A 24,195-nucleotide genomic window follows, 5' to 3' on the forward strand; every position below is an offset into this window, starting at 1 on the left:
GCCTCGGTGAGCTTGTTGATCCGCTCGGCCACCAGCGGCATGGCCAGGTCGAGCAGCTGCCGGTCAGGCAGCGAGGTCGGGTCGAGGACGTGCGCGGCCTCGAGGAAGGGCAGCACCCGCTCGGTCATCTCCTCGACCGGGAGCAGCCGCATGTGCGCGGCGTTGATGGCGTTGGCCTTCTTCTCGTCGAAGCGGGCCGGGTTGGGGTTGACGTCGCCGATCTCGAACGCCGCCACCATCTCGTCGAGCGTGAACACGTCGCGGTCGGGGGCGATCGCCCAGCCGAGCAGGGCGAGGTAGTTGAGCAGCCCCTCGGGCAGGAACCCCGCGTCCCGGTAGGCGATCAGGTGGGCCTTGGGGTCCCGCTTGCTGAGCTTCTTGTTGCCCTCGCCCATGACGTAGGGCAGGTGACCGAACCGCGGCACCTGCTTGGCGATTCCGAGCTCGGTCAGCGCCTCGTAGAGGGCGAGCTGACGCGGCGTGCTGGACAGCAGGTCCTCACCGCGCAGGACGTGGGTGATCTCCATCAGCGCGTCGTCGACCGGGTTGACCAGCGTGTAGAGCGGCTCGCCGTTGGCCCGGCACAGCGCGAAGTCCGGGACGAACTCGGTCTCGAAGGTGATGTCGCCCCGCACCAGGTCGTCCCAGGTGAGCGATCCCTCGGGCATCCGGAAGCGGACGACGGGCTTGCGGCCCTCCTCCTCGAAGACCGCGAGCTGCTGGGTGGACAGCTCGCGGCAGAAGCCGTCGTAGCCCATCACCTTGGATCCGGACGCCTTGCGCCGAGCGTCGACCTCCTCGTTCGTGCAGTAGCAGTCGTAGGTGAAACGCGTACCCCGCAGCTGGGCGAGCACGTCGACATAGATGTCGGTGCGCTCGCTCTGGCGGTAGGGGCCGAACGGGCCGCCCATGAGAGGTCCCTCGTCCCAGTCGAGGCCGAGCCACTGCATGACCTCGATCAGGCCGTCGTACGACTCCTCGGTGTTGCGGGCGTGGTCGGTGTCCTCGATCCGGAACACGAACGTCCCGCCGTGGTGCCGGGCGAACGCCCAGTTGAACAGCGCCGTCCGGGCCAGCCCCACGTGCGGGCTGCCGGTCGGGCTGGGAGCCATCCGGACCCGGACGGGAGCACCGGTCATCGGGTGCCCACCGTGTTGGTCAGCGCGCCGATCCCCTCGATGGACACCTCGACCTCGTCGCCGACCTGCATCGGGCCGACCCCCTCCGGCGTACCGGTGAGGATCACGTCGCCGGGCAGCAACGTCATCACGCTGCTGACGTGGGCGACCAGGGTCGGGATGTCGAAGATCAGGTCGGCGGTGCTGCCGTCCTGGACGAGGTCGCCGTTGAGATGGGTCTGCACGCGGCGCCCCTTGCTGAAGTCGGCGGGGTCGAGGTCGGTCTCGATCCACGGGCCGAGCGGGCAGAACGAGTCGAAGCCCTTGGCCCGGGTGAACTGCACGTCGCTCTTCTGCAGGTCGCGGGCGGTGACGTCGTTTGCGATCGTGTAGCCGTGGATCACGTCGGTGGCCTGCTCCGGCGGCACGTCGCGGCAGATCCGTCCGATCACGACGGCGAGCTCGCCCTCGTAGTGGAGGTTGCTGGTCTGCGGCGGGTAGATGATCTGGTCGCCCGGCCCGACCACGCTGGTGTTGGGCTTGAGGAACATCAGCGGCTCGTCGGGGACGTCGCTGCCCATCTCGGCGGCGTGCGCGGCGTAGTTGCGGCCGATCCCCACGACCTTGCTGCGCGGCAGGACCGGCGCGAGCAGGCGCACGTCGGCGAGCCGGTGCTCCACGCTCTCGGCGCCGTCGAGCAGCTTGATGCCGACGTAGAGCGGGTCGCCGGCCAGCGGCACGATGACGCTGTCCTCCCCCGGCTCGCCGTGCTCGTCGAGGTCGCCGGTGACGACGCCGTACTGAGGGTCGTCCCCGGTCGTGAATCTGGCGATGCGCACGGGTTCGACCCTATCCAGCGACCGTGTGACAGTTGGCGGGTGACCGAGTCGAACACCGACCGGGTGCTCCGGAACTTCCTGGACGGGGACGGACGCCTGCACACCATCCCCACCAAGCGCGCCAAGCGGCTGGTCGTGCTCGACCACCTCGCCCAGCGTTTCGAGCTCGGGCGCGTCTACCCGGAGGCCGAGGTCGTGGCGATCCTCACGGAGTTCCACCCCGACCACGCGGCCCTGCGTCGCTACCTCGTCGACGACCAGTTCCTCACCCGCGAGGGCAGCCACTACTGGCGCAGCGGCGGGACGGTCGAGGTCTGACGTGGAGGTCCTGACCGAGGCAGAGTGGCGAGCCCGCCAGGCCGCCCACGAGGCCCGGGTCGACGCGCTGGTCGCCGACCACCTGGCCCGGCGGCGCGACGCAGTCCCGCACCCGGTCCACGATTTCCTGTTCACCTACTACTCGTTCCGGCCCGCCCAGCTGCGCCGGTGGCACCCGGGGTACGGCGTCGCGCTGGCCGGCCGCGAGCAGGAGGCGGTGACCGAGGACGACGTCGCCGCGAAGCGGCCGCTGCTCGAGGGCGTCCACGCGCTGCTCGCCGCGACCGCCGGGCGCCCGGCCAACTTCGGCTGCTTCGGCATGCACGAGTGGGCGATGGTCTACCGGCAGCCGCAGGAGCAGACCCGGCATGCGTCCTGGCCGCTTCGCCTCGGCCCGGCCGGCACCGACGAGGTGGTGGAGTCGCACCGGATCGCCTGCTCGCACTTCGACGCGTTCCGGTTCTTCACCGAGCCGGCCCGGCCGCTCAACACGCTCTCCCCCGCCGCCCACGACCGGCCCGCCTTCGAGCAACCTGCGTGCCTGCACGCGGGGATGGACCTCTACAAGCACGCCTTCCGGCTGTCCCCGCTCGTGCCCTCCGAGCTGGTGGCGGACTGCTTCGAGCTGGCCCGCGACATCCGCGTGCTGGACATGCGGGCGGCGCCGTACGACCTCACCGGCCTGGGGCTCGACCCGCTGCGCATCGAGACCGCCGAGGGCAAGCAGGAGTACGCCGCGGCGCAGCGCGTCTTCGCCGAGCGCGGTGCCCCGTTGCGGGCCCGGCTGCTCGAGGCGTGCGACACCCTGCTCGCGGCCCCGTCACGTCGGTAGACGGCCGTCCCGCGCACTTCTGGTTCCCGGGGGCGCGCCGCGCTGCTTCACCACGGGATGTCGGCGAACCGGCACTTCCCCGGGCGAGCTCGTCGTGGGAAGTGCGGGCCCCACGACATCCCTTGATGAAACCCCAGGCGCGGGCCGGGGCGCACGTGTCGGCGCCCCAGGCGAAGATGCTGCGCGTGGACTTCGACGCCGAGCTGTGGGAGCACGAGGGGCAGGGCGCGTGGTGCTTCGTCACGGTGCCGCCCGAGCCGAGCGAGGACGTTCGGCTCTCCGGCGCGATGCCGGCGGGGTTCGGCTCCTACCGGGTCGAGGTCACGGTCGGCTCGACGACGTGGCGGACCTCGGTCTTCCCGGACAACGCGTCGGGTGGCTTCGTGCTGCCGGTGAAGAAGGCGGTCCGGCAGCGGGAGGCGATCGAGATCGGCGACCTGGTCGCCGTACACCTGGACGTCCTCCTGAGCGAGTGAGCCCGCCCGGCATACTTCTGCGCATGACGTCGTCGTTCTTCGACCAGCTCGCCAGCTCCGTCCTCGACGGCAAGCCGGCCACCGAGGACGACGCGCTCGCCGTCCTGCAGGCCCACGACGACGAGCTCATGGACGTCGTCGCCGCGGCCGCCCGGCTCCGCCGCGAGCACTTCGGCAACACCGTCAAGGTCAACTACCTGGTCAATCTCAAGTCCGGCCTGTGCCCCGAGAACTGCAACTACTGCTCGCAGGCGCTCGGCTCCAGCGCCGACATCCTCAAGTACAAGTGGCTCAACACCGACGAGGCGCTCGAGCAGGCCGCCGCCGGGCTCAAGGGCGGCGCCACCCGGGTCTGCATGGTCTCCAGCGGCCGCGGCCCGACCAACAAGGACGTCGAGCGGGTCGCCGACATGGTCGGCACCATCAAGGCCGAGCACCCCGAGGTCGAGATCTGCGCCTGCCTCGGCCTGCTCAAGGACGGCCAGGCCGAGCGGCTCCGCGAGGCCGGCGTCGACGCCTACAACCACAACATCAACACCGCCGAGTCCCACCACGAGCAGATCGTCCAGACGCACACGTACGCCGACCGCGTCGACACCGTCCAGAAGGCCAAGACCGCCGGCCTGTCTCCGTGCAGCGGCCTGATCGCCGGGCTGGGAGAGACCGACGAGCAGCTCGTCGAGGCGCTCTTCGCACTCCGCGACCTCGGGTCGGACTCGATCCCGGTCAACTTCCTGATGCCCTTCGACGGCACCCCCTACGAGAACGTCTGGGACCTGACGCCCATGCGGTGCGTCAAGATCCTGGCGATGGCGCGCTTCGTCTGCCCGGACAAGGAGATCCGGATCGCCGGCGGCCGCGAGATGCACCTGCGCACCCTGCAGGGGCTGGCACTCCAGGTCGCCAACTCGATCTTCCTGGGCGACTACCTGACCTCGGAGGGCCAGGCCGCCGAGGCCGACCTCGAGCTGATCCGCGACCACGGGTTCACCGTGCTGGGGGCCGCTCCCGAGGTGCCCGAGGCACCGCAGACGTACGACCCCGCGAAGCGACGCCGTGGTGCCGGCACCGCCGTCGCGCCCAATGCCTGAGGCGTCCGACCTCCTGCTCGCGTTCGACCGCGAGCACGTCTGGCACCCCTACACCTCGATGACCGAGCCGACGCCGGTCCGGCTGGCCGAGAGCGCGTCCGGGGTCCGGATCCGGCTGGACGACGGGACGGAGCTGGTCGACGGCATGTCGTCCTGGTGGGCCGCGATCCACGGCTACGCCGTCCCGGAGCTCGACGACGCCGTACGCCGGCAGCTCGGCGACATGGCGCACGTGATGTTCGGCGGCCTCACCCACGCACCCGCGGTCCGGCTCGCGGAGCGCCTGGTCGAGGTCTCCCCGGCCGGCCTCGAGCACGTGTTCCTCGCCGACTCCGGCTCGGTCAGCGTCGAGGTCGCGCTCAAGATGGTGATCCAGCACCAGCGCGGCCAGGGCCGGCCCGGGCGCACCAGGATGCTGACCGTCCGCGGCGGCTACCACGGCGACACCTTCGGCTGCATGAGCGTGTGCGACCCGGTGGGCGGGATGCACACGATGTTCGGCGAGGTCCTGCCGCAACAGGTCTTCGCCGACCAGCCCCCCGCACCCGGTGGCGACGTCGAGAGCTGGGCCGCCGGCTTCCGGGCGCTGGCCGCGCAGCATGCGGACGAGCTGGCCGGCATCGTCGTCGAGCCGCTGCTGCAGGGGGCCGGCGGGATGTTCGTCTACGACGCCGCGTGCCTGCGGGTCATGCGCGAGGTCGCCGACGAGCACGGACTCGTCCTGGTCCTGGACGAGATCGCGACCGGCTTCGGCCGCACCGGGACGTTCTTCGCGGCCGAGGCGGCCGGCGTCACCCCGGACATCATGTGCGTCGGCAAGGCACTCACCGGTGGCTACCTCACCTTGGCCGCGGTCCTCACCACGCCCGCGGTCGCCCACGCCGTCTCCGCATCGGAGTCCGGCGTGCTCATGCACGGCCCGACCTACATGGGCAACCCGCTGGCGTGCGCGGTCGCCCTCGCCAGCCTCGACCTGCTCGAGTCGTCGGGCTGGCAGGACGACGTCACGCGGGTCGGAGCCGGGCTCCAGGCCGGGCTCGAGCCGCTGCGCGGGCTCCCGGGCGTCGCCGACGTACGCACCCTGGGTGCCGTCGGTGTCGTCCAGCTCGACCACCCGGTCGACGTGGTCAAGGCCACCGACGCCGCGGTCGAGGAGGGCGTCTGGCTGCGCCCGTTCCGCGACCTGGTCTACACGATGCCGCCCTACGTCACCTCCGACGAGGACCTGGCCCGGATCTGCCGGGCCGTCGCCCGTGCGGTGGACGTGGCATGACCTGGTCCCGGTGGCTGGCCGAGCAGGCCGTACGTCGCGACGACGCCGGCCTGCGCCGCACCCTGCTCCCCCGCGGGCGTCGCGACGGGCTCGTCGACCTGGCCGGCAACGACTACCTCGGGCTCTCGCGCGACCCCGTGGTCACCGCCGCCGCCGCCACCGCCGCGCAGCAGTGGGGAGCCGGGGCCGGCGCCTCGCGGCTGGTGACCGGCACCCTCGACCTGCACGTCGAGCTGGAGCGGGCACTGGCGTCCTACACCGGACAGCCCGCGGCGCTGGTCACCGGGAGCGGCTACTCCGCCAACCTCGCCGTGGTCACCGCGCTCGCCGACCGCGACTGCCTCATCGTGTCCGACGCGCACATCCACGCCTCGCTCGTGGACGCCGCGCGGCTCTCCCGCGCCGAGATCGCGATCGTGCCGCACTCCGACGTCGGCGCCGTACGCGCGGCGCTCGAGGGTGCCGACGGGCGGCGGACGCTCGTGCTCGCCGAGAGCATCTACTCGGTGCTCGGTGACGAGGGACCGCTAGTGGAGCTGGCCGAGGCGTGCGCCGAGCACGGGGCCCTGCTGCTCGTCGACGAGGCGCACGGCCTGGGCGTCCACGGTCCCGGGGTGGTGCATCGCCTCGGGCTCAGCGGGCTGTCGCACGTCGTCGTGACGCTGACCCTGTCCAAGTCGCTCGGCAGCCAGGGCGGCGCGGTCCTGGGGCCGCCCGAGCTGCTCGACCACCTGGTCAACACCGCCCGCCCGTTCATCTTCGACACCGCCCTGGCGCCCGCCGCCGCAGGGGCCGCGCTGGCCGCGCTCGGCGTGCTCCGCGACCGGCCGGAGCTCCCGGCGCTGGTGCGGTCTCGCGTCGACGACCTCGCCCACCAGCTCGGCGTCGAGGCCCCGCAGGGCGCGGTCGTCTCCCTGCCGATGCCCTCGCCGCAGGCCGCCGTCGCCGCCCAGGCCGCGGCCCGCGCGCAGGGCGTGCAGGTCGGCTGCTTCCGGCCACCGTCGGTGCCCGACGGGATCTCCCGGCTGCGGATCACGGTCAGCGCGGGCGTCGCCGAGGCGGACTGGGCCCGGGCCGTGACCGTGCTCATCGGGGTCGCCAAGGAGCACGCGTGAGCGTCGTCCTGGTCACCGGGACGTCGACCGCGGTCGGCAAGACGGTCGCGACCGCGGCGCTGGCGGCGACCGTCTCGGGCTCCGTCGTCGTGGTGAAGCCCGTGCAGACCGGAGCCGCCGACGGCGACTCCGACGCCCGCGAGGTCGCCCGGCTGACCGGGGTGGAGACCGTCGAGTGGACGACGCTGGACGAGCCGCTCGCCCCGGACACCGCGGCCCGGCGGCAGGGTGTCGAGATCCCCCGCGTCGCGTCGTACGCCGCCCCCCTCGCCGACCTGCCGCACGACACCGTGGTCGTGGAGGGCGCGGGCGGGGTGCTGGTCCGGCTCGACACGGAGGGCGGCACGCTGCTCGACCTCGCGGCCGTGCTGCAGGCGCTCACCGAGGTCGAGGTCGTCGTCGTGACCTCCGCGGGGCTCGGCACGCTGAACCACACCGAGCTGACCGTCGGCGCGCTGCGCAGCCGCGGACTCGAGCCGTCAGGGCTGGTGATCGGGTCCTGGCCGGCGGACCCCGGCCTGGCCGAGCTGTGCAACCTGGAGGACCTGCCCCGGGTGACGGGACTGCCCCTGCTCGCCGTCGTCCCGGAGGGCGCGGGCACGCTGGATCCCGAGGCCTTCCGCGCCGCCGCCCCGGGCTGGTTTAGGGTCCTGCCACCGCAGACCTGACGAGAGGGGCGACATGGGCCTGGGCGACATGGCCAAGAAGTGGGCGAAGGACAAGGCGACGGAGCTCCTGAGCGCCGACAGCGGCAAGAGCCAGGATGCCGGGTCGCGGGCCGACGCGACGGAGACGCAGGCCAAGCAGCAGGTGGGCGAGCAGCTCCTCCGCACGGCGTTCCCGAAGCTGGGCGAGTGGCAGGACAAGCAGGAGGACAACCGGCGGCGGGCCGACGAGCAGGCCGAGCGCGAGCGCCGCGAGGAGATCGCCTCGCTCCCGGTCGCGCAGGTGCAGCTGTCGGTGACCGGGTGGGCCACCGGCCAGTGGTCCGGCCCGCTGCACCTCGCCTGGAACGAGGTCGCGCCCACTCCCCCGGACCCGGAGTTCCCCGACTCGGACCCCTACGCCACCCGGCCGCTGCTGTGGCTCGAGCTCTTCGCCGAGGACGACGCCCGTCCCTCGCTCGGCGGTCACGAGCTGGTCCACTGGGGCTTCCAGGTGCCCGGCTGGACCGGGGACGGCACCTACGACCTGACCGCCATCGCCCGGGAGCGCGACGCGGCCGGGGCCGCGCTGACCTACGAGGAGTGGGTCATGGACTTCGCGGACCATGACGAGTCGTCCTTCTACTTCTACGCCGACGCCGGGGCGTCCTCGATCACGCTCGCCGACGGCGGCAAGCGGCTGTCGGTCGTCATCGCGATGAGCGGCGCCATCGGCGAGCTCACCGCGACCGCGGAGATCACCCGTCCCTGAGGGGCCCGTTGAGGAACCACCGGTGCCCGAACGGGTCGCGCAGCACCGCGACCCGGCCGGCCTGCTCGTCGTCCGCCGGACCTCGGTCGAGCGACGCACCCGCCTCCGACATCCGCCGTGCCAGCGCGTCCACGTCGTCCACGGCGAGGTGCAGCGTGACCGCGGTGCCACGCGTCGGGTCCGGCCCCTGCACATGGTGGTCGGGGAACTCGCCGGACATCATCCAGCCGGCCCCGTCGACGGCCAGCTCCACGTGTCCGAGCCGTCCGTCCGGCATCGTGATCGGGTCGTAGCTCACCTCGGCGCCCATCGCCGTCCGGTACCACTCGATCGCCGCGGGCCCGTCGGACACGCACAGCATCGGCGTCAGCTCAGCCATCGTCCTCCTCCTCAGGAGCCATGGGTTGCATGAAGGACCACAACCCGCCCTCACTGTCGCGGGCGGCGTACTCCCGGACCCCGTAGGGCATGACCGTCGGGCCGTAGACCACCTCCGCGCCCGCGGCGACGGCCCGGGCGTGGTGGGCGTCGACGTCGTCGACATCGACCGCCATGCAGTGCGAGGCGGTGCCGGACGTCGCCGGTGAGGCGAGCCGGTGCTCCTCCGACTCCCGATGCATCCAGATCACGCCGTCGCCGGCGAACACCTCGCCGTGCACGACGTGACCGTCCCCGTCCCGGGTCAGATCGCCCGCCTCGAGACCGAAGACCTCGACGAGGTGACGCTGCGCGGCCGCGATGTCCCGGTAGACCAGGAGCGTCAGCCTGCGCACCGCGGCCGGCTCGTCGCCCAGCCCGGCCAACAGGTCGAGCAGCTCCTCGTCGCACGGCCGGTCCCCGCCGAGCAGCCGCGCCTCGACGGCCCGGACCCGCTCCCGCTGCCGGGCCAGCTCGGCCAGGCGGGCGTCGAGCGCGGCGAGGTGCCGGCGCGTCACCTCCAGCAGGTCGACGCCGTCCGGGGTGACGTCGGAGGGCGACGTGCCCAGGTCCCTGAGGAGCCGGATCCGGTAGAGCCGGTCGATCGCCGCGGCGTCGTACCGCCGTCGGCCGTCCGTGTCTCGGGGCGGGGCGAGCAACCCGAGCTCTTCGTAGTAGCGCAGGGTGCGCTGGGTCAGGCCGGTACGTGCTGCCACGTCGCCGATGGTCAGGTCCATGGCGCTGACGCTAGGACCTCACGCCACGTCAGGAGCAAGCCCCGGAGCTCACCAGACGTCGCCGTCGCGCCAGTCGCAGGTGAGCTCACCGTCGAGGTCGAGCGACGCCGCACCGGGGAGCACCAGCACGTAGCCCTCCTCGTCGCGGGTCGGCACCACGCCGGCCGGGGTGAGTGCGGAGAGCCGGCCCCGCCAGGGCAGCCAGCCGTGGGAGAGATAGAGGCCCAGGCCCTCGTCGGTCGCGCCCAGCGCGAGGAGGTCGTACGCCGGCGCCATGGCCTCGAGCGCGGCCATGACCCGGCCACCCAGGCCCTGTCGCTGGCGGCCGGGCGCGACCGCGACGGCCTCGACGTAGCCGCACCGCAGCGCGCGGCCACCGTGGACCATCCGGCGCATCACCAGGGCGGCATGCGCGACCAGGAGGCCGCTGTCGTGCAGCAGCGCGTGCATCCCGCCGAGGGCGTGCTCCCAGTCGTCAGGACCGAAGGCCTCGTCCGGTGGCAGGTGGGCGAAGGCCGCCTGCAGCAGGGCCTGGGCCGCGTCGAGGTCCGCCGGCGGGACGTCAGCGGTGTGCCGGACGCTCAGGGTCACCATCCCGGCGGCCTCCTGTCGATCCACGGCGCGGCCTCCTCGACCTGGGCGCACAGCGAGAGCAGCAGCTCCTCCTCGGCCGGGCGGGCCGCGAGCATGACGCCCACCGGCAGCAGGGTGCCGTCGGCGGACTCGGTCCAGTGCAGCGGGAGGGACGCGGCCGGCATGCCGGTGACGTTCCAGGCAGAGGTCCAGGGCGTGAAGGCCTTCTGCGCCTCGAAGTCCGCGGCCGGGTCCGTGTCGTCACGGAGTGCGCCGACGGGCAGCGGCGGCGCGGCCAGGGTGGGCGTGAGCACGGCGTCGTACGGCGCCAACGCCTCGAGCGCGCCAGCGGCGAAGCGCCGCATCGCCCCCAGGGCCAGGCCGAAGTCGGGCCCGCTCACCGCACGACCGCGCTCGGTGAGCCACCTCGTGAGCGGCCGCAGGAGGTGCTCGCGGTCGGGCGGGACCACCGACAGCGCGGTGAGCACGGCCCAGCAGGTCTCGAAGACCGGCACGGCGTCGGACGGCAGCGGCACCGGCACGTCCACCACCTGGTGGCCGAGGTCCTCCAACAGCCGCCTGGCGTCCACGAACGCCGCCAGGCAAGCGCTGTCCACAGCAACGTCGGCGATCACCGGCTCGCTGAAGGCGGCGATCCGTAGCGTCCCCGGCTGCCGGTCACAGGCGTCGAGGAAGGTCCCGGACGGAGGTGGTGCCCAGGCAGGATCCCCAGCCCGACGACCGGCGAGCACGTCCAGCATCGCCGCCGCGTCGCGCACGGTCCGGGAGATCGGCCCGGCCGTCGCCAGACCCACCGGGTCGCCGTACATCGGGTACCCGCTGATCCGCCCACGGGTGGGCTTGAGACCGAACAGGCCGCAGCACGAGGCGGGGATCCGGATCGAGCCGCCCCCGTCCGAGCCCTGAGCCACCGGCACCAGGCCCGCGGCCACCGCGGCGGCGGCCCCGCCGGACGACCCGCCGGCCATCCGGGTGCGGTCCCACGGCGTGACCGCGGGCGGGTAGCCCTCGGGCTCGGTGTAGCAGGGCGAGCCGAACTCCGGGGTCGAGGTCTTGCCGAGGCTGACCATCCCGGCGGCCTCGAGCGCGAGCGTGACCGCGTCGCTGACGTCCGGCACGAAGTCGGCGAACGCCGGCGAACCGAACCGGGTCGGGACCCCGGCGGTCAGGTTGAGGTCCTTGATCGCGGTCGGGACACCGAACAGCGGGCCGTCGCCGTCGCCCGGGACGAGCGCCCGGGCCCGGTCGAGGGCCAGCTCCGGGGTGAGCGTGACGAACGCGCCCACCGTCTCGGGACCGGAGTCGATCCGGTGGGCGCGCTCGAGGTAGTGCTCGGTCAGCTCGGCAGGTGCCACCTCGCGACGGCGCACCAGGTCGCCCTGTTCGAGGGCGGTCAGGTCGTGCAGCTCGGCCACGACCGTGACGCTAGCCGAGGGCGCGGCTCAGGCGGCGGCGGTGTCCTGGCGGAAGTCGACCAGCGTGGTGATCGCTCCCCGGAGCCGCCCGAGGACCTCGGGGTCGGACAGGACGTCGACGTCGATCGACGACTGCGACACGGTGACGTCCTCGACGACGAGGGCCCCGGCGATCCCGGCGGAGCGCGCGGCGTCGGCGTGCGACCACTTGCCGCCGTAGGGGGTGGGGGTGGTGCCGATGACGCCGAACGGCTTGCCGACCAGCGCACCCTGGCCGTAGGGGCGGGAGAGCCAGTCGATCGCGTTGTTGAGCACGGCCGGCATGGTGCCGTTGTACTCCGGGGTGACCGCGAGGACGCGGTCGGCGCCGCCCACCCGCTCGCGGAACGCGGCGGCGGCGGCCGGGACGTCGTCCGGGTTGTCGATGTCCTCGTTGTAGAAGGGCAGCGAGCCGAGACCGTCGACCAGGTCGAGGGTCACGCCTGCGGGAGCCTGCTCGCGCAGGAGCTCGGCCAGCTTGCGGTTGACGGAGTCGGCGCGGAGGCTGCCGACCAGGACGGCGATGCGGGTGTCAGTCATGCCGCTCTAAGCGGACCATGGTCCGTTTATATTCCCGTGGTCCAGACAAGGTCCCGGTCCCTACTCTTGACCCGCCATGACCGACCGCCCGCTCCTCCCCCTCCTGGACGACCGGCCGCGGGAGCGCAGCGACGCCGCGCGCAACCGCGCCGCACTGCTGCGCGCCGCCCAGGAGATCGCGGAGAGCTGCGGCTACGACGCCGTGACGATGGACGCCGTGGCGGCCAAGGCCGGGGTGGGCAAGGGCACCGTGTTCCGGCGGTTCCAGTCCCGGGAGGGACTCATGGGGGCGCTGCTCGACGCCTCGGAGTCGGAATGGCAGGCCTCGGTCATGACCGGTCCCCCGCCGCTCGGGCCGGGCGCGCCCCCGATGGACCGCCTGCTGGCGTTCGGCCGGTCCCGGCTCGACATCGTGCTCCAGCACGCCGACCTGATCCGCAACGCGGGGTTCGGCGGCGCCGTCAGGTCCTACGCGGCGTACTCGTTCACCGCCACCCACGTCCGCTACCTGCTGGGCGAGCTCGGCGTGCAGGGCGACATCGCCATGCTGGCCGTCGCGCTGATGGCCCCGCTCGAGCTGCCGATCCTCGACCAGCAGGTCCACATCGAACGCATCGACGTGGACCGCGTCTACGCCGGCTGGGTCGACCTGGCCCGCCGGATCACCCGGCCGGCGTAGCTGGAGGGCCGGTGTCGTCGGTGCGGTCGAGCACGGCGGTGAGACCGCGGCCCGACCCGGGCCCGGACGCCAGCTCCTCCACGACCCTGGCGACCTCGCCGAGGCCACCGTCCCCCAGGCGGGAAGCGCGGCGCGACTCGCGGAGGCGGGCCAGGACGGGCGCGTGCTCGGCGAGGGACGCCGGGCCGCGCGGGTAGTCCCGCTCGACCAGCTCTCGGGCGGTGGTCTCGACACCCGCCACGACGTGCCGCAGCTGGGCCGCCGCGAGCGCGACGAGCTCGGTGGGGGGAACCCCGGCGTTCCCGGTCATCTCGAAGGCGCGCAGGAGCCCGATCTGGGCGTCGTACCAGAGGCCGAAGAGGGCCTGGTCGAGCTCAGCGGCGGTGCTGGGGTGCGGCCCGACCCACCGAGCGGGGCCCAGCACCTCGAGGTCATCGCGGTGTCGTTCGAACACGGGCCGCTCGCCGGCGTAGAGGAACAGCGCCCGCGGGGTCCCGACGTCGGTCGGGGCGGTCTGGACACCGGCGCCGAGGCAGGTCAGCCCCCGCGAGGCGGCGAGCCGGGCGCTGCGCCGGACCTCCTCCGGCGACCCGGTCGTGAGGAGCACCACGGTGGTGCCGGCCCGCGGTCGGCCCGGTAGTCCCTCGAGGAGCGACTGGACGGCGGCGTGGTCGGTCACCGAGACGAGGGTGAGGTGGCTGCGGTCCACCGCGTCCGCCGCACTAGGCGCGAGCAGGGCACCCTCTCCGACCAGGCCGGCCGCGCGCCCGGGGGTGCGGTTCCAGACGTGCACCTCCCGCCCCGCACCGAGCAGGACCCGCGCGACCGCGGTGCCGATGGAACCCGTGCCGAGAACGGTGACAGCCATGCTTCGAACGTAGGACTTCAACCTCGGTTGAGGTCAAACACCGGGGAGGTCACGCCGTCGAGTGGTGACGCCTGAGCCCGAAGGTCAGGCCGTCGACGAGCGCTCCCCAGGACGCCTCGATCACGTTGTGGCCGACCCCGACCGTGACCCAGGAGGAGACGCCGTCCGTGGTCTCGATCAGCACCCGGGTGATGGCGTCGGTGCCGTGGCCCTGGTCGAGGATGCGGACCTTGTAGTCGATGAGCTCGAACTTCGCGACCTCGGGGAACGCCTGGACGATGGCCGTGCGCAGCGCCTGGTCGAGCGCGTTGACGGGACCGTTGCCCTCCCCGGTGACGACGTAGCGCACGCCCTCCGCCTTCAGCTTCACGGTGGCCTCCGAGACCGCCTCCCCACCGGGCTGGGTCTCGGTGATCACCCGCCACGACTCGACCTCGAAGTAGGCGGGCCGGACGCCCTCCACCATCTCCGCGAGGAGCAGCTCGAACGACGCGTCGGCGGCCTCGAAGGTGAACCCACGGGACTCCAGCTCCTTGACCCGGTCGGTCACCGCGGTCACCAGCTCGCGGTCGGCGGAGAGGTCGAAGCCGAGCTCTCGACCCTTCAGCTCGATCGAGGCCCGGCCCGCCATGTCGGACACCAGGAGCCGCATGTCGTTGCCGACCCGCTCCGGCTGGGTGTGCTGGTAGAGGTCGGGGTCGACCTTGATCGCACTGGCGTGCAGCCCCGCCTTGTGGGCGAACGCGGACGAGCCGACGTACGGCTGCCGCGACGCCGGCGGGAAGTTCGTGACGTCGGCGACGGCGTGCGCGATCCGGGTCGACTCCTGCAGCAGCCCCGCGGGCAGCACGGCGCGGTCGAGCTTGAGCTCGAGGTTGGCCACGACCGAGACCAGGTCGGCGTTGCCGGTGCGCTCCCCGTAGCCGTTGATGCACCCCTGGACGTGGGTGGCGCCGGCGGCGACCGCGGCCAGGGAGTTGGCGACGGCGCAGCCGCTGTCGTTGTGCGCATGGATCCCGACCCTGACGCCCGTGCTGCCGATGACGTCGTGGACCACGTCGGACACCCAGTCCGGCAGCATGCCGCCGTTGGTGTCGCACAGCGCGACGACGTCCGCGCCCGCCTCGGACGCCGTGCGCAGCACCTCGAGGGCGTAGTCGCGGTTGGCGCGGTAGCCGTCGAAGAAGTGCTCGGCGTCCAGGAACACCTGCTGACCCTCGGCCCGCAGGTGGCTGACGGTGTCGCGCACCATCTCGAGGTTCTCCGCCAGCGTCGTGCGGAGCGCGAGCTCGACGTGCCGGTCGTGCGACTTGGCGACCAGCGTCACGACCGAGGCGCCGCTGTCGCGCAGCGCGGCTACCTGCGGGTCGTCGGCCGCGGCCAGGCCGGCCCGGCGGGTGGCGCCGAACGCCGCCAGCTTGGCGTGCCGCAGGTCGAGCTCGGCCGCCGCACGCCGGAAGAACTCGGTGTCCTTGGGGTTGGCGCCCGGCCAGCCGCCCTCGATGTAGCCCACCCCGAGACCGTCGAGCTGCTTGGCGATGGTCAGCTTGTCGGCGACCGAGAGGTTGAGTCCCTCCTGCTGGGCGCCGTCGCGCAGCGTGGTGTCGTAGACGTGGAACGAGCCGTGCAGGTCCATCTGAGGTCTCTCGGTTCGGCGGTCCGGATCGGAGGTACACATCGGGGCTTCGCGCTGTTCTTCTCCTCCGAAGAGGCTTCGTTCCTCAACCTCTTCGTCACACAAAAAAACCTCTCGGGGTGCGAGAGGTCGGCGCGTCGAGGGTGTCGACGCGCTAGGCAATGATGATGACGCGGTGCTGCATGGGACTCATGGTGCCATGCGTCCGGCTCAGTGTCCGGTGGACTGTCCGGACAGCGGACGGTCCTGACCGGGCGTCCACTGGGTCCCCCGCTGCTCGGCCAGCAGGCCGACGGCCAGCGCGGTCACGACCACCACGACGAGCGCGGCGAACCAGGGGCGCCAGGTGCGCGACAGGGGGTTGACCACCCGGGCCAGCGGCATCCGCACCCGCGACCCCCCGGGCCCGGTCCAGACCGCGACGGCGAACGTCGTCCCGCACACGGCGAGGGTGACCCGCTCCCCCGCCACGAACGCGTAGCAGAGCAGTGCCGCCGCGACCGCCAGGCCCGCGCTCCACACCAGGAGCATCGCGGTGGTGGGGATCGAGCGGACCAGGTCCCACGGGGTGCGGAGGAGGAACTGCGCGCCGTCGTACCACTTGCGACCCCGGACCCGCCGGCGGGCACCGGCCGCACTGGCGGCCAGGGAGCCGCTGCGCAGCACCCAGGTGAGCAGCAGGAGCCCCAACGAGCCGAACCAGGGGTACGCCGCCACCGCGGCGCCGCAGACCAGCGCCGCTGCCGAGAGCAGGGCCCCGCGCCGGAAGCGCTCCTGCCAGGGCGGTCCGGTCGTGACCTCGGTCGCGGACCAGGCGTCGTCCCACTCGCGGTCGACGACGGTCTGGTTCTCGGTCAGGTGCCTCGTGTGGTCGAGGCCGTCGGGGTCCGCGATCACGTCGGTCGGGTCGTCGTGCACGAGCGGTGCCGCGACCGCGTAGGGCATGGTCAGCGGCGCCGGCTCCGCCGGCCCGGCCGGGGCCTCGACGAGGCCCGCGAGCGGACCCAGGACGCCGCGGATCTCGGTGAGGGTGGGCCGCAGGTGCGGCTCCGGGTCCAGCGCCTCCGTGAGCAGCGCCCTCAGCGGCTCGGGGATCCCGGACAGGTTGTGCTCGCCGCGCCGCACCCGGTCCATGATCGCCATCGACGGTCCGCGCCCGAACGGCGGCCGGCCCATCGCGGCGTAGGCGACCGTGGCCGCCCACGAGTGGACGTCGGAGGCGGTGGTCGCGTCGTCGCCGTAGAGGATCTCCGGCGCCAGGTAGCCGGGGGTGCCGAGCAGCCAGCCCGTGTGCGTCAGCTTCGGGTCGTCGGCGACCCGGGCCAGGCCGAAGTCGATGAGGATCGGGGTCCTGCCCTCCATGAGGACGTTGCTCGGCTTGACGTCGCGGTGGAGCACGCCGACCGCGTGCACCGAGGCGACGCCCTCGGCGAGGCAGGCCGCGAACCAGGTGAGGTCCGTCCCCTCGATCGGTCCTTCCTCGTGCACGTGGTCGTGGAGCGAGAGGCCCGGCACGTAGCGGGTGGCGACGTAGGGCACCGGCCCCCACGGGTCCGAGTCCACGATCTCGGCGACCCACCGGCTCCGGATCCGGCTCAGCGAGGAGACCTCGCGGGCAAGCCGGGCCCGCGCCTCGTCGTCGCCGACGATGTGCGGCCTCAGCACCTTGAGGGCGACCCGCTCGCCGTCCTCGCCGCGGCGGGCGAGGTGCACCACGCCCATCCCGCCCTCGCCGATCTTGGTGAGCAGCGCGTAGTCGCCGACGGTCAGCGACGGGGAGGGGGTGGTGCTCACGCGGATCAGACTAGAACGGCGGGAGCCGGGTTCCCGTCACCCCGTGACGACCGGCGACGTCACAGGAGCGAGGACCCGGTCACGATCTGCCAGGCCAGCGCGGACTTCGCGACCAGGCTGAGAACCAGGTAGGTCTGCTCGCCGTAGAGGTAGTCGGACCAGGGGCCCACCTGGCGGAACTGGAGCCACTGGTTGACGCCGAAGCTCGCCCAGAGGATGAACAGGGACAGGAAGACCGAGAGGCCGAACTCGTGGTCGCCGGAGGTGCCGATCATCTGGACGGCCACGATCGTCCACGGGACGGCCGACGCGAGCACCCCCGACCAGAACGGGACCATGGTGGTGGTCCGGCGGCCGGGCGGGTTGAGCGCCTCCTGCATCCACCCGCAGACGATCATCACCAGGGTGGCGGCTCCGATCACGACGAGCGACGACACGTCCGTCACGCCGGTCACCAGTGCCACGAGCAGGATGAGGATGGGCGCACTGACGGCGTACTCCGCCCAGCGGATCCGGTTGCGGCCGTTGCGGAGCTCGGTGGCGTACGTCCGCCACAGCAGCGTGGCGCTGAGACCGTGGTTGGCCGCCGCGGCCCCGAAGTAGGCCGCGAGGAGGACACCCACCGAGACCTCCAGCCACGCGCCCGCCGTGGGCGACCCACCCCGGTCGGTGACCGCGAGCACGATGTCCCCGGCGACCACGAGCACGAGCACCGCCTGGGCGAGGTGCACCACGGCCAGCCCGGCGTGCGCCGAACGGAACCGGCTCGCCGGGTCCGGACGCGGGGAGGTCAGCGACGGCGGTGTCGGCCGGTCGAGCGTAGGCGCATGACGCATCGGTCTCGTTTCCCCCCAGAAGCGAGTCGGTGTCCGTCCAGCATGCCCCACAGGGCACCGATGACCAAGCGGTCGGGCGATCCGGCGCCTCCGACGGAACCTGTCCTCAGCCTTGTCATATCAATCGATCTTGATATGTTTGTCCCATGAACTTCTCCCCCGCCGACCACCTCGGCGCCGTGACCCGAGACCTCTCGACCGTGACCCGTGACGGGCAGGAGCTGCGACTGCTCACCGTCTCCCGCACCTACGACGCACCGGTCGACGACGTGTGGCACGCGTTGACGACCGCCGACCGCATCGCGCGCTGGATGATGCCCGTCACCGGCGACCTCGAGGTCGGTGGCCGCTTCCAGCTCGAGGGCAACGCCGGGGGCGAGGTGCTGTCCTGCGACCCGCCGGAGCGGCTGGCCATCACCTGGGAGTACGGCGATCAGCTCAGCTGGGTGGATGTGACCCTGCGTCCGACCGAAGGCGGCACGCTGCTGCAGCTGGACCACTCCGCCGCCGTGCCGCAGGACATGTGGGACCAGTTCGGGCCCGGCGCCGTAGGCATCGGCTGGGAGATGGCGCTGATGGGCATGGCCGAGCACCTGGCAGCCCCGGATGCCGAGCGCCCGCCGCGCGAGACGGTGCCCGACCTCACTGACTACATGGTCGGCGCGAGCAGGGCCTGGGCCGAGGCCGACGCCGAGTTCGGCACTGACCCGGACCAGGCCCGGGAAGCAGCCGAGCGGTGCGCGGCGGCCTACACCGCCGCGCCCGAGGACTGAGGTGCACGCCCTCGACGTCCTGGGGGATCCCGTCCGGCGGCGGATCCTCGAGCTCCTGGCCGAGGGCGAGCAGCCGGCGGGTGCCGTCGCCGAGGTGATCTCGGAGGAGTTCGGCATCGGCCAGCCAGCCGTGTCGATGCAGCTCAAGGTGCTGCGCGAGAACGGGTTCACCGATGTGCGCGCCGAGGGCCGCCGCCGGATCTATGCGGTCGCCGCCGGCCCGCTGGTCGAGGTCGACGCGTGGCTGGCGCCGTTCCGCGCCTTCTGGGAGCAGCGGCTCGACGCGCTCGACACCGAGATCCGCCGAGGCCGTCGCTAGACACGCCCTAGGCGACCCGGTGCATCCAGCCGAAGGTGTCGTCGGCGCGCCCGAACTGGATGTCGACCAGCGCCTGGCGGATCCGGAAGGTCAGGTCGGTGGAGGCCGGCGCCGGGGCCGAGCCGCCGGGCCACCGCAGCTCCCCGACCGGGGTGACGACGGCCGCCGTCCCGCACGCGAAGATCTCGACGATGTCGCCGCTGGCGACGCCCTCGCGCCACTCGTCGATGGAGAAGCGTCGTTCCTCCACCTGGTGGCCCATCTTGCCGGCGAGCTCGATGATCGATCCGCGGGTGATGCCCTCGAGGATCGTCCCCAGCGCCGGGGTGACGATCCGGCCGTCCTTGAAGACGAAGTACATGTTCATGCCGCCGAGCTCCTCGACGTAGGTCGCCTCCTCGTCGAGGAACACGACCTGGTCGCAGCCCTGCTCGATCGCCTCCCGCTGCGGCAGCAGCGAGCTGGCGTAGTTGCCCCCGGTCTTGGCCGCGCCCATGCCGCCACGTCCGGCACGGGTGTACTCCTCGGAGAGCCACAGGCTGATCGGCTTGATGCCGCCCTTGAAGTAGGAGCCCGCCGGGCTGGCGATGACCATGAAGGTGACGTGCTGCGCCGGCCGGACGCCGAGGAACGCCTCGGAGGCGAACATGAACGGCCGCAGGTAGAGGCTCTTCTCGCCGCCCTGCTGGTCGGCGTTGGTGGGCACCCAGCGCTGGTCGACCGTCACCAGGGACTCGACGGCCTCGATGAAGTCGCCGACCTCGAGCACCGGCAGCGCCAGGCGGTGGCTCGAACGCACCATCCGGGCGGCGTTCTCCTCGGGCCGGAACAGCCAGACCGAGCCGTCCTCGTGCCGGTAGGCCTTCATCCCCTCGAAGATCTCCTGCGCGTAGTGCAGGACAGCGGTGGCGGGGTCGAGGGTGAGCGGGCCGTAGGGCTCGACCCGGGCCCCGTGCCAGCCCTCGTCGGGCGTCCACTCCACCCTGAACATGTGGTCGGTGAAGTTCGTGCCGAACCCGGGGTCGGCCAGGATCTCGGCGAGGCGGGCGTCGTCGACGGTCCGGTCCGAGAGCGTCGTGCTGATCTGCATGGACATCAAGGTATCTCTCGTCAGGCGAGGCGCCCAGCGATCGCGTCGCCGACCTCGGAGGTGCGACGGGTGCTGCCTGGCGCGCGTTCGGCGAGGTCGGCGACGACGGCTGCCTCGACGGTGGCCGCGGCGTCGGCGTACCCGAGGTGGTCGAGCAGGAGCGCTCCGGACAGGATCGCGGCGGTCGGGTCGGCCTTCTGCTGGCCGGCGATGTCGGGGGCCGAGCCGTGGACCGGCTCGAACATGCTGGGGGCGGTCCGGTCCGGGTTGATGTTGCCGGAGGCCGCGAGGCCGATGCCGCCGGTGATCGCGGCGGCCAGGTCCGTGACGATGTCGCCGAAGAGGTTGTCGGTGACGATCACGTCGAAGCGCGCGGGGTCGGTGGTCATGAAGATCATCGCGGCGTCGATGTGCATGTAGTCGGTCGTCACGTCGGGGAACTCCGCGGCCACCTCCTGGAAGAGCCGCCACCACACCGAGCCGGCGTGCACGAGGACGTTGGTCTTGTGGACCAGCGTCAGCTTCTTGCGTGGTCGCCGCTGGGCCCGGCCGAACGCGTCGCGGACGACCCGCTCGACGCCGTACGCCGTGTTGACCGAGACCTCGGTCGCCACCTCGTGCGGGGTGCCCACTCGCAGCGCGCCGCCGTTGCCCGTGTAGGGACCCTCGGTGCCCTCGCGGACGACCACGAAGTCCACGTCACCCGGGTTCGCGAGGGGTGACGTGGCTCCCGGGAAGATCCTCGACGGCCGCAGGTTGACGTAGTGGTCGAGCTCGAAACGCAGCCGCAGCAACAGGCCGCGCTCGAGGATCCCCGGCGGGAGGTTCGGGTCGTTGGGCTTGCCACCCACCGCTCCGAGCAGGATCGCGTCGTGCTCGCGCACCTCGGCCAGGACCGAGTCGGGCAGCACCTCGCCGGTGGCGAGGTAGCGCTCGGCGCCGAGGTCGTAGCGGGTCTGCTCGACCTTGACGTCCGCTGGGACGGCGACCTCGAGGACCTTGAGGGCCTCGGCGGTCACCTCCGGGCCGATGCCGTCGCCGGGGATGACTGCGAGCTTCACTGACGTCACGCGCAGACGTTAGTTGTCGTCAGGCCGCTGGCCGCCGTTGTCCCGCAGGTCGAGCGAGGCCTGGACCGCAGCGGCCGTGTTCTCGTGGCTGCGCGGGTTGTCGGGGTGGTGGCTGGCCGGGCCCCAGTCGGGATACATGTCGTACATGGTCGTGCTCTCCTCGTGAATGGGTCAGCGAGCGGGTCGCTGAGTGGATCGCTGATGAGTCGGATGGGGCCGAGGACGCCCCGCGACGGGGACGTTCCGACTCGTGGATCGCACGAGGGATGGAGCCTGGCTGCTGGCGGATCACGCTGATGAGCGAGGGATCCGCGTCGCGGGGGCGTCTCGACCTGCTTGGTCCCGATCAGGACCGGGGTGAGAAGCCACGCAACGCCGAACCACCGCGGCGAGGTGGCCTCTCGTCAGGCCTCGCCGCGGCGCTCGATGAGTACGAACACGCTCCGCATGGTGGGGCGAGGCTACTCCCCCGTCGGTGTCCGGCGCCGCTGGTTTGATCAGCGTTTCGCCATCCGAGACAGACCACTCGGGATGCGAGACTCCTTGAGTGAGCCATCCCCCCGAGCTGCCGGAGATCGTGAACCGCGCGTTCGACGTCGCGCGGCGGGCCGGGTACGTCTCGTTCTGCCGCAACGAGACCGGGCGGCTGCTCGCGATGCTGGCCGCGTCCCGGGACGGGACGATGGCCGAGTTCGGCACCGGCTGCGGTGTCGGCACCGCGTGGCTGCGCTCCGGCGTACGCGGCGAGAAGGCCCGGATCGTCACCGCCGAGCTCGACGCGAAGCTCGCCAGGGCGGCCTCCGAGATCTTCGCCGACGACCCGCTCGTCGAGGTCCTCGCCGCCGACTGGTCGACGCTGCTCGACAAGGGCCCCTACTCGCTGCTGTTCCTCGACTCCGGCCAGCCCACCGAGGTGGGGGTCGACGCGGTCGCCGACCTCGTCGAGGCCGGCGGCATCGTGGTGCTCGACGACTTCACCCCGTGCGAGGTCTGGCCGCCGATCACGCACGGCCGGGTCGACGTCCTGCGCGAGCAGTGGCTCACCGACGAGCGGTTCACCACCGTCGAGGTGATGGTCGCGTCCGACGCGTCGACCCTGATCGCCACCCGACGCTGACGGACCGCGAGTCGGCGCTACTGCGCATCAGTAACGCCGACTCGGCGGGGCGGGCAGCTCCACGATCCAGGTCGGCAGCATCAGCTGGGTGAGCGGACCGATGGCGAGGGCGTAGAGGACCGTGCCGAGGCCGAGCACCCCGCCGAGCGCGAGCCCGATCAGCACGACCGTGACCTCGAGCAGGGTGCGGACCAGCCGGATCGAGAGTCCGGTACGCCGGGCCAATCCGGTCATCAGGCCGTCCCGCGGGCCGCGGCCGAGCTGGGCACCGATGTACATCGCGGAGGCGAGCCCGCACAGGGCGACCCCACCGACCGTGAGCGCCACGCGGGCCGCGATCGCGTCGGGCCGGTCGAGCAGCCAGAGCGTGGCGTCCGCGGAGAAGCCGACGACGAAGGCGTTGGAGATGCTGCCGATCCCGGGGGTCTCGCGCAGCGGGACCCAGAGCACCAGGACGACGAAGCTCATCACCACGACCGCCTGGCCCAGCGTGATCGGCACGTGCCGGATCAGGCCGGAGTGCAGCACGTCCCACGGGGCCAGACCGAGGGCGCCGCGCACCATGAGCGCCAGCGAGACGCCGTAGAGCACCAGGCCGACGTACAGCTGCGGCAGTCGCCGGCCGAGGCGACCGGCGCGGAGCTGGGCGATCGGCCCCAGGTCGGCCAGGGTCCGGGGCTGCACGACGGCGGTGGTGGTGCTCACCCCACCATGGTCCGCCCAAGTGGCCTTCTCAGGAATAGCCAATCGTGAGACAGTGGCCTGCATGAACAGCGCCGCCCCGCCCAGGATCAGCACTGCGGTCAGCGCCGCCCGCACCGCCGCGCTGGTCGGCGACTTCGACCGGTCCCCTGCCTACGCCGGCCTCGCGGACGCCCTCGTCCTGCTCATCGGCGACGGCCGGATCGGGGCGGGCACCAGGCTGCCGAGCGAGCGCGAGCTCACCGAGGCGCTGGGGGTTTCCCGGACCACGGTCACCCGTGCCTACGCGGCGCTGCGGGACGCCGGCTACGCCGAGGCCCGGCAGGGGTCCGGCACCTTCACCCGGGTCCCGGGCGGCCGGGCCCGCGCCCACGACCGCGCGCTGCTTCCCCGGCCCGGGGACCACGACGCGATCGACCTCAACTGCGCCGCCCCCAGTGCGCCACCACAGCTCGCCGCGGCGTACACCGAAGCGGTCACGTTGCTCCCCGCCTACCTCGGCGGACACGGCTACTTCCCCGCCGGCCTGCCCGAGCTCCAGGCCGCGATCGCCCGCACCTACGACGACCGGGGGCTGCCGACCGATCCCGGCCAGATCATGGTGACGTCCGGCGCCCTCGCGGCGGCCGCCATCGTGGCCAAGGCGCTGGCCGGACCCGGCGACCGGGTGCTCGTGGAGTCGCCCGTCTACCCCAACGCCACCGAGGCGCTGCGCAACAGCGGCGCCCGGCTCGCGGCCTCACCCGTGGACCCGGACGGCTGGGACCTCGACGCCGTGCGGGCCGCGCTGCGGCAGACCGCGCCTCGGCTCACCTACCTCATCCCGGACTTCCAGAACCCCACCGGACTGCTGATGAGCGACGAGGAGCGGGAGACGTACGCCGCCCACGTCACGGCGGCCCGGACGGTCGCGGTCGTCGACGAGGCGCACCAGGCGCTGGCCCTGGACGACCAGCCGATGCCTCGGCCGTTCGCGGCCCACTGCTCCGGCGCGGTCACCATCGGCAGTGCGAGCAAGGCGTTCTGGGGCGGGCTGCGCCTCGGGTGGGTCCGAGCCCCGCACGACCTGGTCGACCGGCTCACCCACGCCC

General features: G+C 72.6%; 28 protein-coding genes. 13 read left to right on the forward strand and 15 right to left on the reverse strand.

The window, feature by feature from the left end; all coding sequences use genetic code 11:
* Both gltX and JHD21_RS08955 read right to left on the reverse strand, forming a co-directional pair.
* Positions 1-1,139 (reverse strand): glutamate--tRNA ligase (gene gltX / locus JHD21_RS08950; RefSeq protein ID WP_292673683.1); only part of this gene is annotated, 1,139 nt, incomplete at its 3' end.
* Positions 1,136-1,957 (reverse strand): fumarylacetoacetate hydrolase family protein, encoded by an 822-nt coding sequence (locus JHD21_RS08955; protein WP_292673686.1) that lies wholly within the window; start codon positions 1,955-1,957, stop codon positions 1,136-1,138. The genes gltX and JHD21_RS08955, both read right to left, overlap by 4 nt.
* Before the next feature lie 39 nt (positions 1,958-1,996).
* Here JHD21_RS08955 and JHD21_RS08960 point away from each other — a divergent pair, with 39 nt between their 5' ends.
* The 8 genes from JHD21_RS08960 to JHD21_RS08995 all read left to right on the forward strand — a co-directional run bounded on the left by JHD21_RS08960 (position 1,997) and on the right by JHD21_RS08995 (position 8,478).
* Positions 1,997-2,275: a DUF2087 domain-containing protein gene (locus JHD21_RS08960; protein WP_292673688.1), complete on the forward strand. Its 279-nt coding sequence runs from the start codon at positions 1,997-1,999 to the stop codon at positions 2,273-2,275.
* Between the two features lies 1 nt (position 2,276).
* Positions 2,277-3,107 (forward strand): 3-methyladenine DNA glycosylase, encoded by an 831-nt coding sequence (locus tag JHD21_RS08965; protein ID WP_365695739.1) that lies wholly within the window; start codon positions 2,277-2,279, stop codon positions 3,105-3,107.
* A gap of 125 nt (positions 3,108-3,232) precedes the next feature.
* Positions 3,233-3,583, forward strand: a complete 351-nt coding sequence (locus JHD21_RS08970; RefSeq protein WP_292673690.1) for a DUF1905 domain-containing protein — start codon at positions 3,233-3,235, stop codon at positions 3,581-3,583.
* 23 nt (positions 3,584-3,606) lie between these two features.
* Positions 3,607-4,674 (forward strand): biotin synthase BioB, encoded by a 1,068-nt coding sequence (gene bioB, locus JHD21_RS08975; protein ID WP_292673692.1) that lies wholly within the window; start codon positions 3,607-3,609, stop codon positions 4,672-4,674.
* A complete protein-coding gene (locus tag JHD21_RS08980; RefSeq protein WP_292673695.1) occupies positions 4,667-5,947 on the forward strand; it encodes an adenosylmethionine--8-amino-7-oxononanoate transaminase in 1,281 nt (426 codons plus the stop codon). The genes bioB and JHD21_RS08980 overlap by 8 nt, the downstream gene beginning before the upstream one ends.
* On the forward strand, positions 5,944-7,062 hold the full coding sequence (locus JHD21_RS08985; RefSeq protein ID WP_292673697.1) for an 8-amino-7-oxononanoate synthase: 1,119 nt from the start codon (positions 5,944-5,946) through the stop codon (positions 7,060-7,062). Before JHD21_RS08980 ends, JHD21_RS08985 begins: the two co-directional genes overlap by 4 nt.
* On the forward strand, positions 7,059-7,730 hold the full coding sequence (gene bioD, locus JHD21_RS08990) for a dethiobiotin synthase (protein WP_292673699.1): 672 nt from the start codon (positions 7,059-7,061) through the stop codon (positions 7,728-7,730). Before JHD21_RS08985 ends, bioD begins: the two co-directional genes overlap by 4 nt.
* 13 nt (positions 7,731-7,743) lie before the next feature.
* Positions 7,744-8,478 carry a hypothetical protein gene (locus JHD21_RS08995; protein ID WP_292673701.1) on the forward strand — a complete coding sequence of 245 codons (735 nt, stop codon included), beginning with the start codon at positions 7,744-7,746 and terminating at the stop codon, positions 8,476-8,478.
* Here the strand turns inward: JHD21_RS08995 and JHD21_RS09000 are convergent.
* From JHD21_RS09000 to JHD21_RS09020, 5 genes are read right to left on the reverse strand one after another with little or no spacing between them, the layout of a single operon-like run.
* The gene (locus JHD21_RS09000) at positions 8,465-8,857 is read right to left on the reverse strand and encodes a VOC family protein (protein ID WP_292673704.1); all 393 of its coding nucleotides are present in this window, start codon (positions 8,855-8,857) and stop codon (positions 8,465-8,467) included. The two genes, JHD21_RS08995 and JHD21_RS09000, sit on opposite strands and share 14 nt — an antisense overlap.
* Positions 8,850-9,632: a MerR family transcriptional regulator gene (locus tag JHD21_RS09005; protein WP_292673706.1), complete on the reverse strand. Its 783-nt coding sequence runs from the start codon at positions 9,630-9,632 to the stop codon at positions 8,850-8,852. The genes JHD21_RS09000 and JHD21_RS09005 overlap by 8 nt, the downstream gene beginning before the upstream one ends.
* A 48-nt stretch (positions 9,633-9,680) precedes the next feature.
* The gene (locus JHD21_RS09010; protein ID WP_292673708.1) at positions 9,681-10,250 is read right to left on the reverse strand and encodes a GNAT family N-acetyltransferase; all 570 of its coding nucleotides are present in this window, start codon (positions 10,248-10,250) and stop codon (positions 9,681-9,683) included.
* Positions 10,220-11,641, reverse strand: a complete 1,422-nt coding sequence (locus JHD21_RS09015; protein WP_292673710.1) for an amidase — start codon at positions 11,639-11,641, stop codon at positions 10,220-10,222. The genes JHD21_RS09010 and JHD21_RS09015 overlap by 31 nt, the downstream gene beginning before the upstream one ends.
* A 27-nt stretch (positions 11,642-11,668) precedes the next feature.
* Positions 11,669-12,220, reverse strand: a complete 552-nt coding sequence (locus tag JHD21_RS09020; protein WP_292673712.1) for an NAD(P)H-dependent oxidoreductase — start codon at positions 12,218-12,220, stop codon at positions 11,669-11,671.
* Positions 12,221-12,296: 76 nt separating this feature from the next.
* Here JHD21_RS09020 and JHD21_RS09025 point away from each other — a divergent pair, with 76 nt between their 5' ends.
* On the forward strand, positions 12,297-12,899 hold the full coding sequence (locus JHD21_RS09025; RefSeq protein ID WP_292673715.1) for a helix-turn-helix domain-containing protein: 603 nt from the start codon (positions 12,297-12,299) through the stop codon (positions 12,897-12,899).
* On the opposite strand, the gene JHD21_RS09030 is transcribed toward JHD21_RS09025, so the two are convergent.
* The 4 genes from JHD21_RS09030 to heR form a co-directional block, all read right to left on the reverse strand.
* Complete coding sequence (locus JHD21_RS09030) at positions 12,883-13,767, reverse strand: NAD(P)-binding domain-containing protein (RefSeq protein ID WP_292673717.1); 885 nt, start codon at positions 13,765-13,767, stop codon at positions 12,883-12,885. The two genes, JHD21_RS09025 and JHD21_RS09030, sit on opposite strands and share 17 nt — an antisense overlap.
* Positions 13,768-13,816: 49 nt before the next feature.
* Positions 13,817-15,403, reverse strand: a complete 1,587-nt coding sequence (gene cimA / locus JHD21_RS09035; RefSeq protein ID WP_292673719.1) for a citramalate synthase — start codon at positions 15,401-15,403, stop codon at positions 13,817-13,819.
* A gap of 210 nt (positions 15,404-15,613) precedes the next feature.
* Positions 15,614-17,197: a serine/threonine-protein kinase gene (locus JHD21_RS09040; protein WP_292673721.1), complete on the reverse strand. Its 1,584-nt coding sequence runs from the start codon at positions 17,195-17,197 to the stop codon at positions 15,614-15,616.
* A 59-nt stretch (positions 17,198-17,256) separates the two neighbouring features.
* Complete coding sequence (gene heR, locus JHD21_RS09045; protein ID WP_292673723.1) at positions 17,257-18,033, reverse strand: heliorhodopsin HeR; 777 nt, start codon at positions 18,031-18,033, stop codon at positions 17,257-17,259.
* A 146-nt stretch (positions 18,034-18,179) separates the two neighbouring features.
* Here heR and JHD21_RS09050 point away from each other — a divergent pair, with 146 nt between their 5' ends.
* Both JHD21_RS09050 and JHD21_RS09055 read left to right on the forward strand, forming a co-directional pair.
* The gene (locus tag JHD21_RS09050) at positions 18,180-18,806 is read left to right on the forward strand and encodes an SRPBCC family protein (protein WP_292673725.1); all 627 of its coding nucleotides are present in this window, start codon (positions 18,180-18,182) and stop codon (positions 18,804-18,806) included.
* Position 18,807: 1 nt separating this feature from the next.
* Positions 18,808-19,125, forward strand: coding sequence for a metalloregulator ArsR/SmtB family transcription factor (locus JHD21_RS09055; protein ID WP_292673729.1), 318 nt, complete (start codon positions 18,808-18,810; stop codon positions 19,123-19,125).
* Positions 19,126-19,132: 7 nt separating this feature from the next.
* Here the strand turns inward: JHD21_RS09055 and JHD21_RS09060 are convergent, their stop codons facing one another.
* The 3 genes from JHD21_RS09060 to JHD21_RS09070 are packed head-to-tail and all read right to left on the reverse strand — an operon-like array spanning position 19,133 to position 21,432.
* Positions 19,133-20,215: a branched-chain amino acid aminotransferase gene (locus JHD21_RS09060; protein ID WP_292673732.1), complete on the reverse strand. Its 1,083-nt coding sequence runs from the start codon at positions 20,213-20,215 to the stop codon at positions 19,133-19,135.
* Positions 20,216-20,235: 20 nt separating this feature from the next.
* Positions 20,236-21,285: a 3-isopropylmalate dehydrogenase gene (locus tag JHD21_RS09065; RefSeq protein ID WP_292673735.1), complete on the reverse strand. Its 1,050-nt coding sequence runs from the start codon at positions 21,283-21,285 to the stop codon at positions 20,236-20,238.
* Positions 21,286-21,294: 9 nt separating this feature from the next.
* Complete coding sequence (locus JHD21_RS09070; RefSeq protein ID WP_292673738.1) at positions 21,295-21,432, reverse strand: hypothetical protein; 138 nt, start codon at positions 21,430-21,432, stop codon at positions 21,295-21,297.
* Positions 21,433-21,832: 400 nt separating this feature from the next.
* Between JHD21_RS09070 and JHD21_RS09075 the strand changes: the two genes are divergently transcribed.
* Positions 21,833-22,402 (forward strand): class I SAM-dependent methyltransferase, encoded by a 570-nt coding sequence (locus JHD21_RS09075; protein WP_292673741.1) that lies wholly within the window; start codon positions 21,833-21,835, stop codon positions 22,400-22,402.
* Positions 22,403-22,429: 27 nt separating this feature from the next.
* On the opposite strand, the gene JHD21_RS09080 is transcribed toward JHD21_RS09075, so the two are convergent.
* Entirely contained in the window at positions 22,430-23,107 is a 678-nt protein-coding gene (locus JHD21_RS09080) for a hypothetical protein (protein ID WP_292673744.1), read from the reverse strand.
* Positions 23,108-23,168: 61 nt separating this feature from the next.
* On the opposite strand from JHD21_RS09080, the gene JHD21_RS09085 reads away from it, so the two are divergent.
* Positions 23,169-24,195 (forward strand): PLP-dependent aminotransferase family protein (locus JHD21_RS09085; RefSeq protein ID WP_292673746.1); only part of this gene is annotated, 1,027 nt, incomplete at its 3' end.

It is taken from the genome of Nocardioides sp. (genome assembly GCF_016462705.1).
In the GTDB taxonomy this organism is placed as follows: Bacteria; Actinomycetota; Actinomycetes; order Propionibacteriales; family Nocardioidaceae; genus Nocardioides.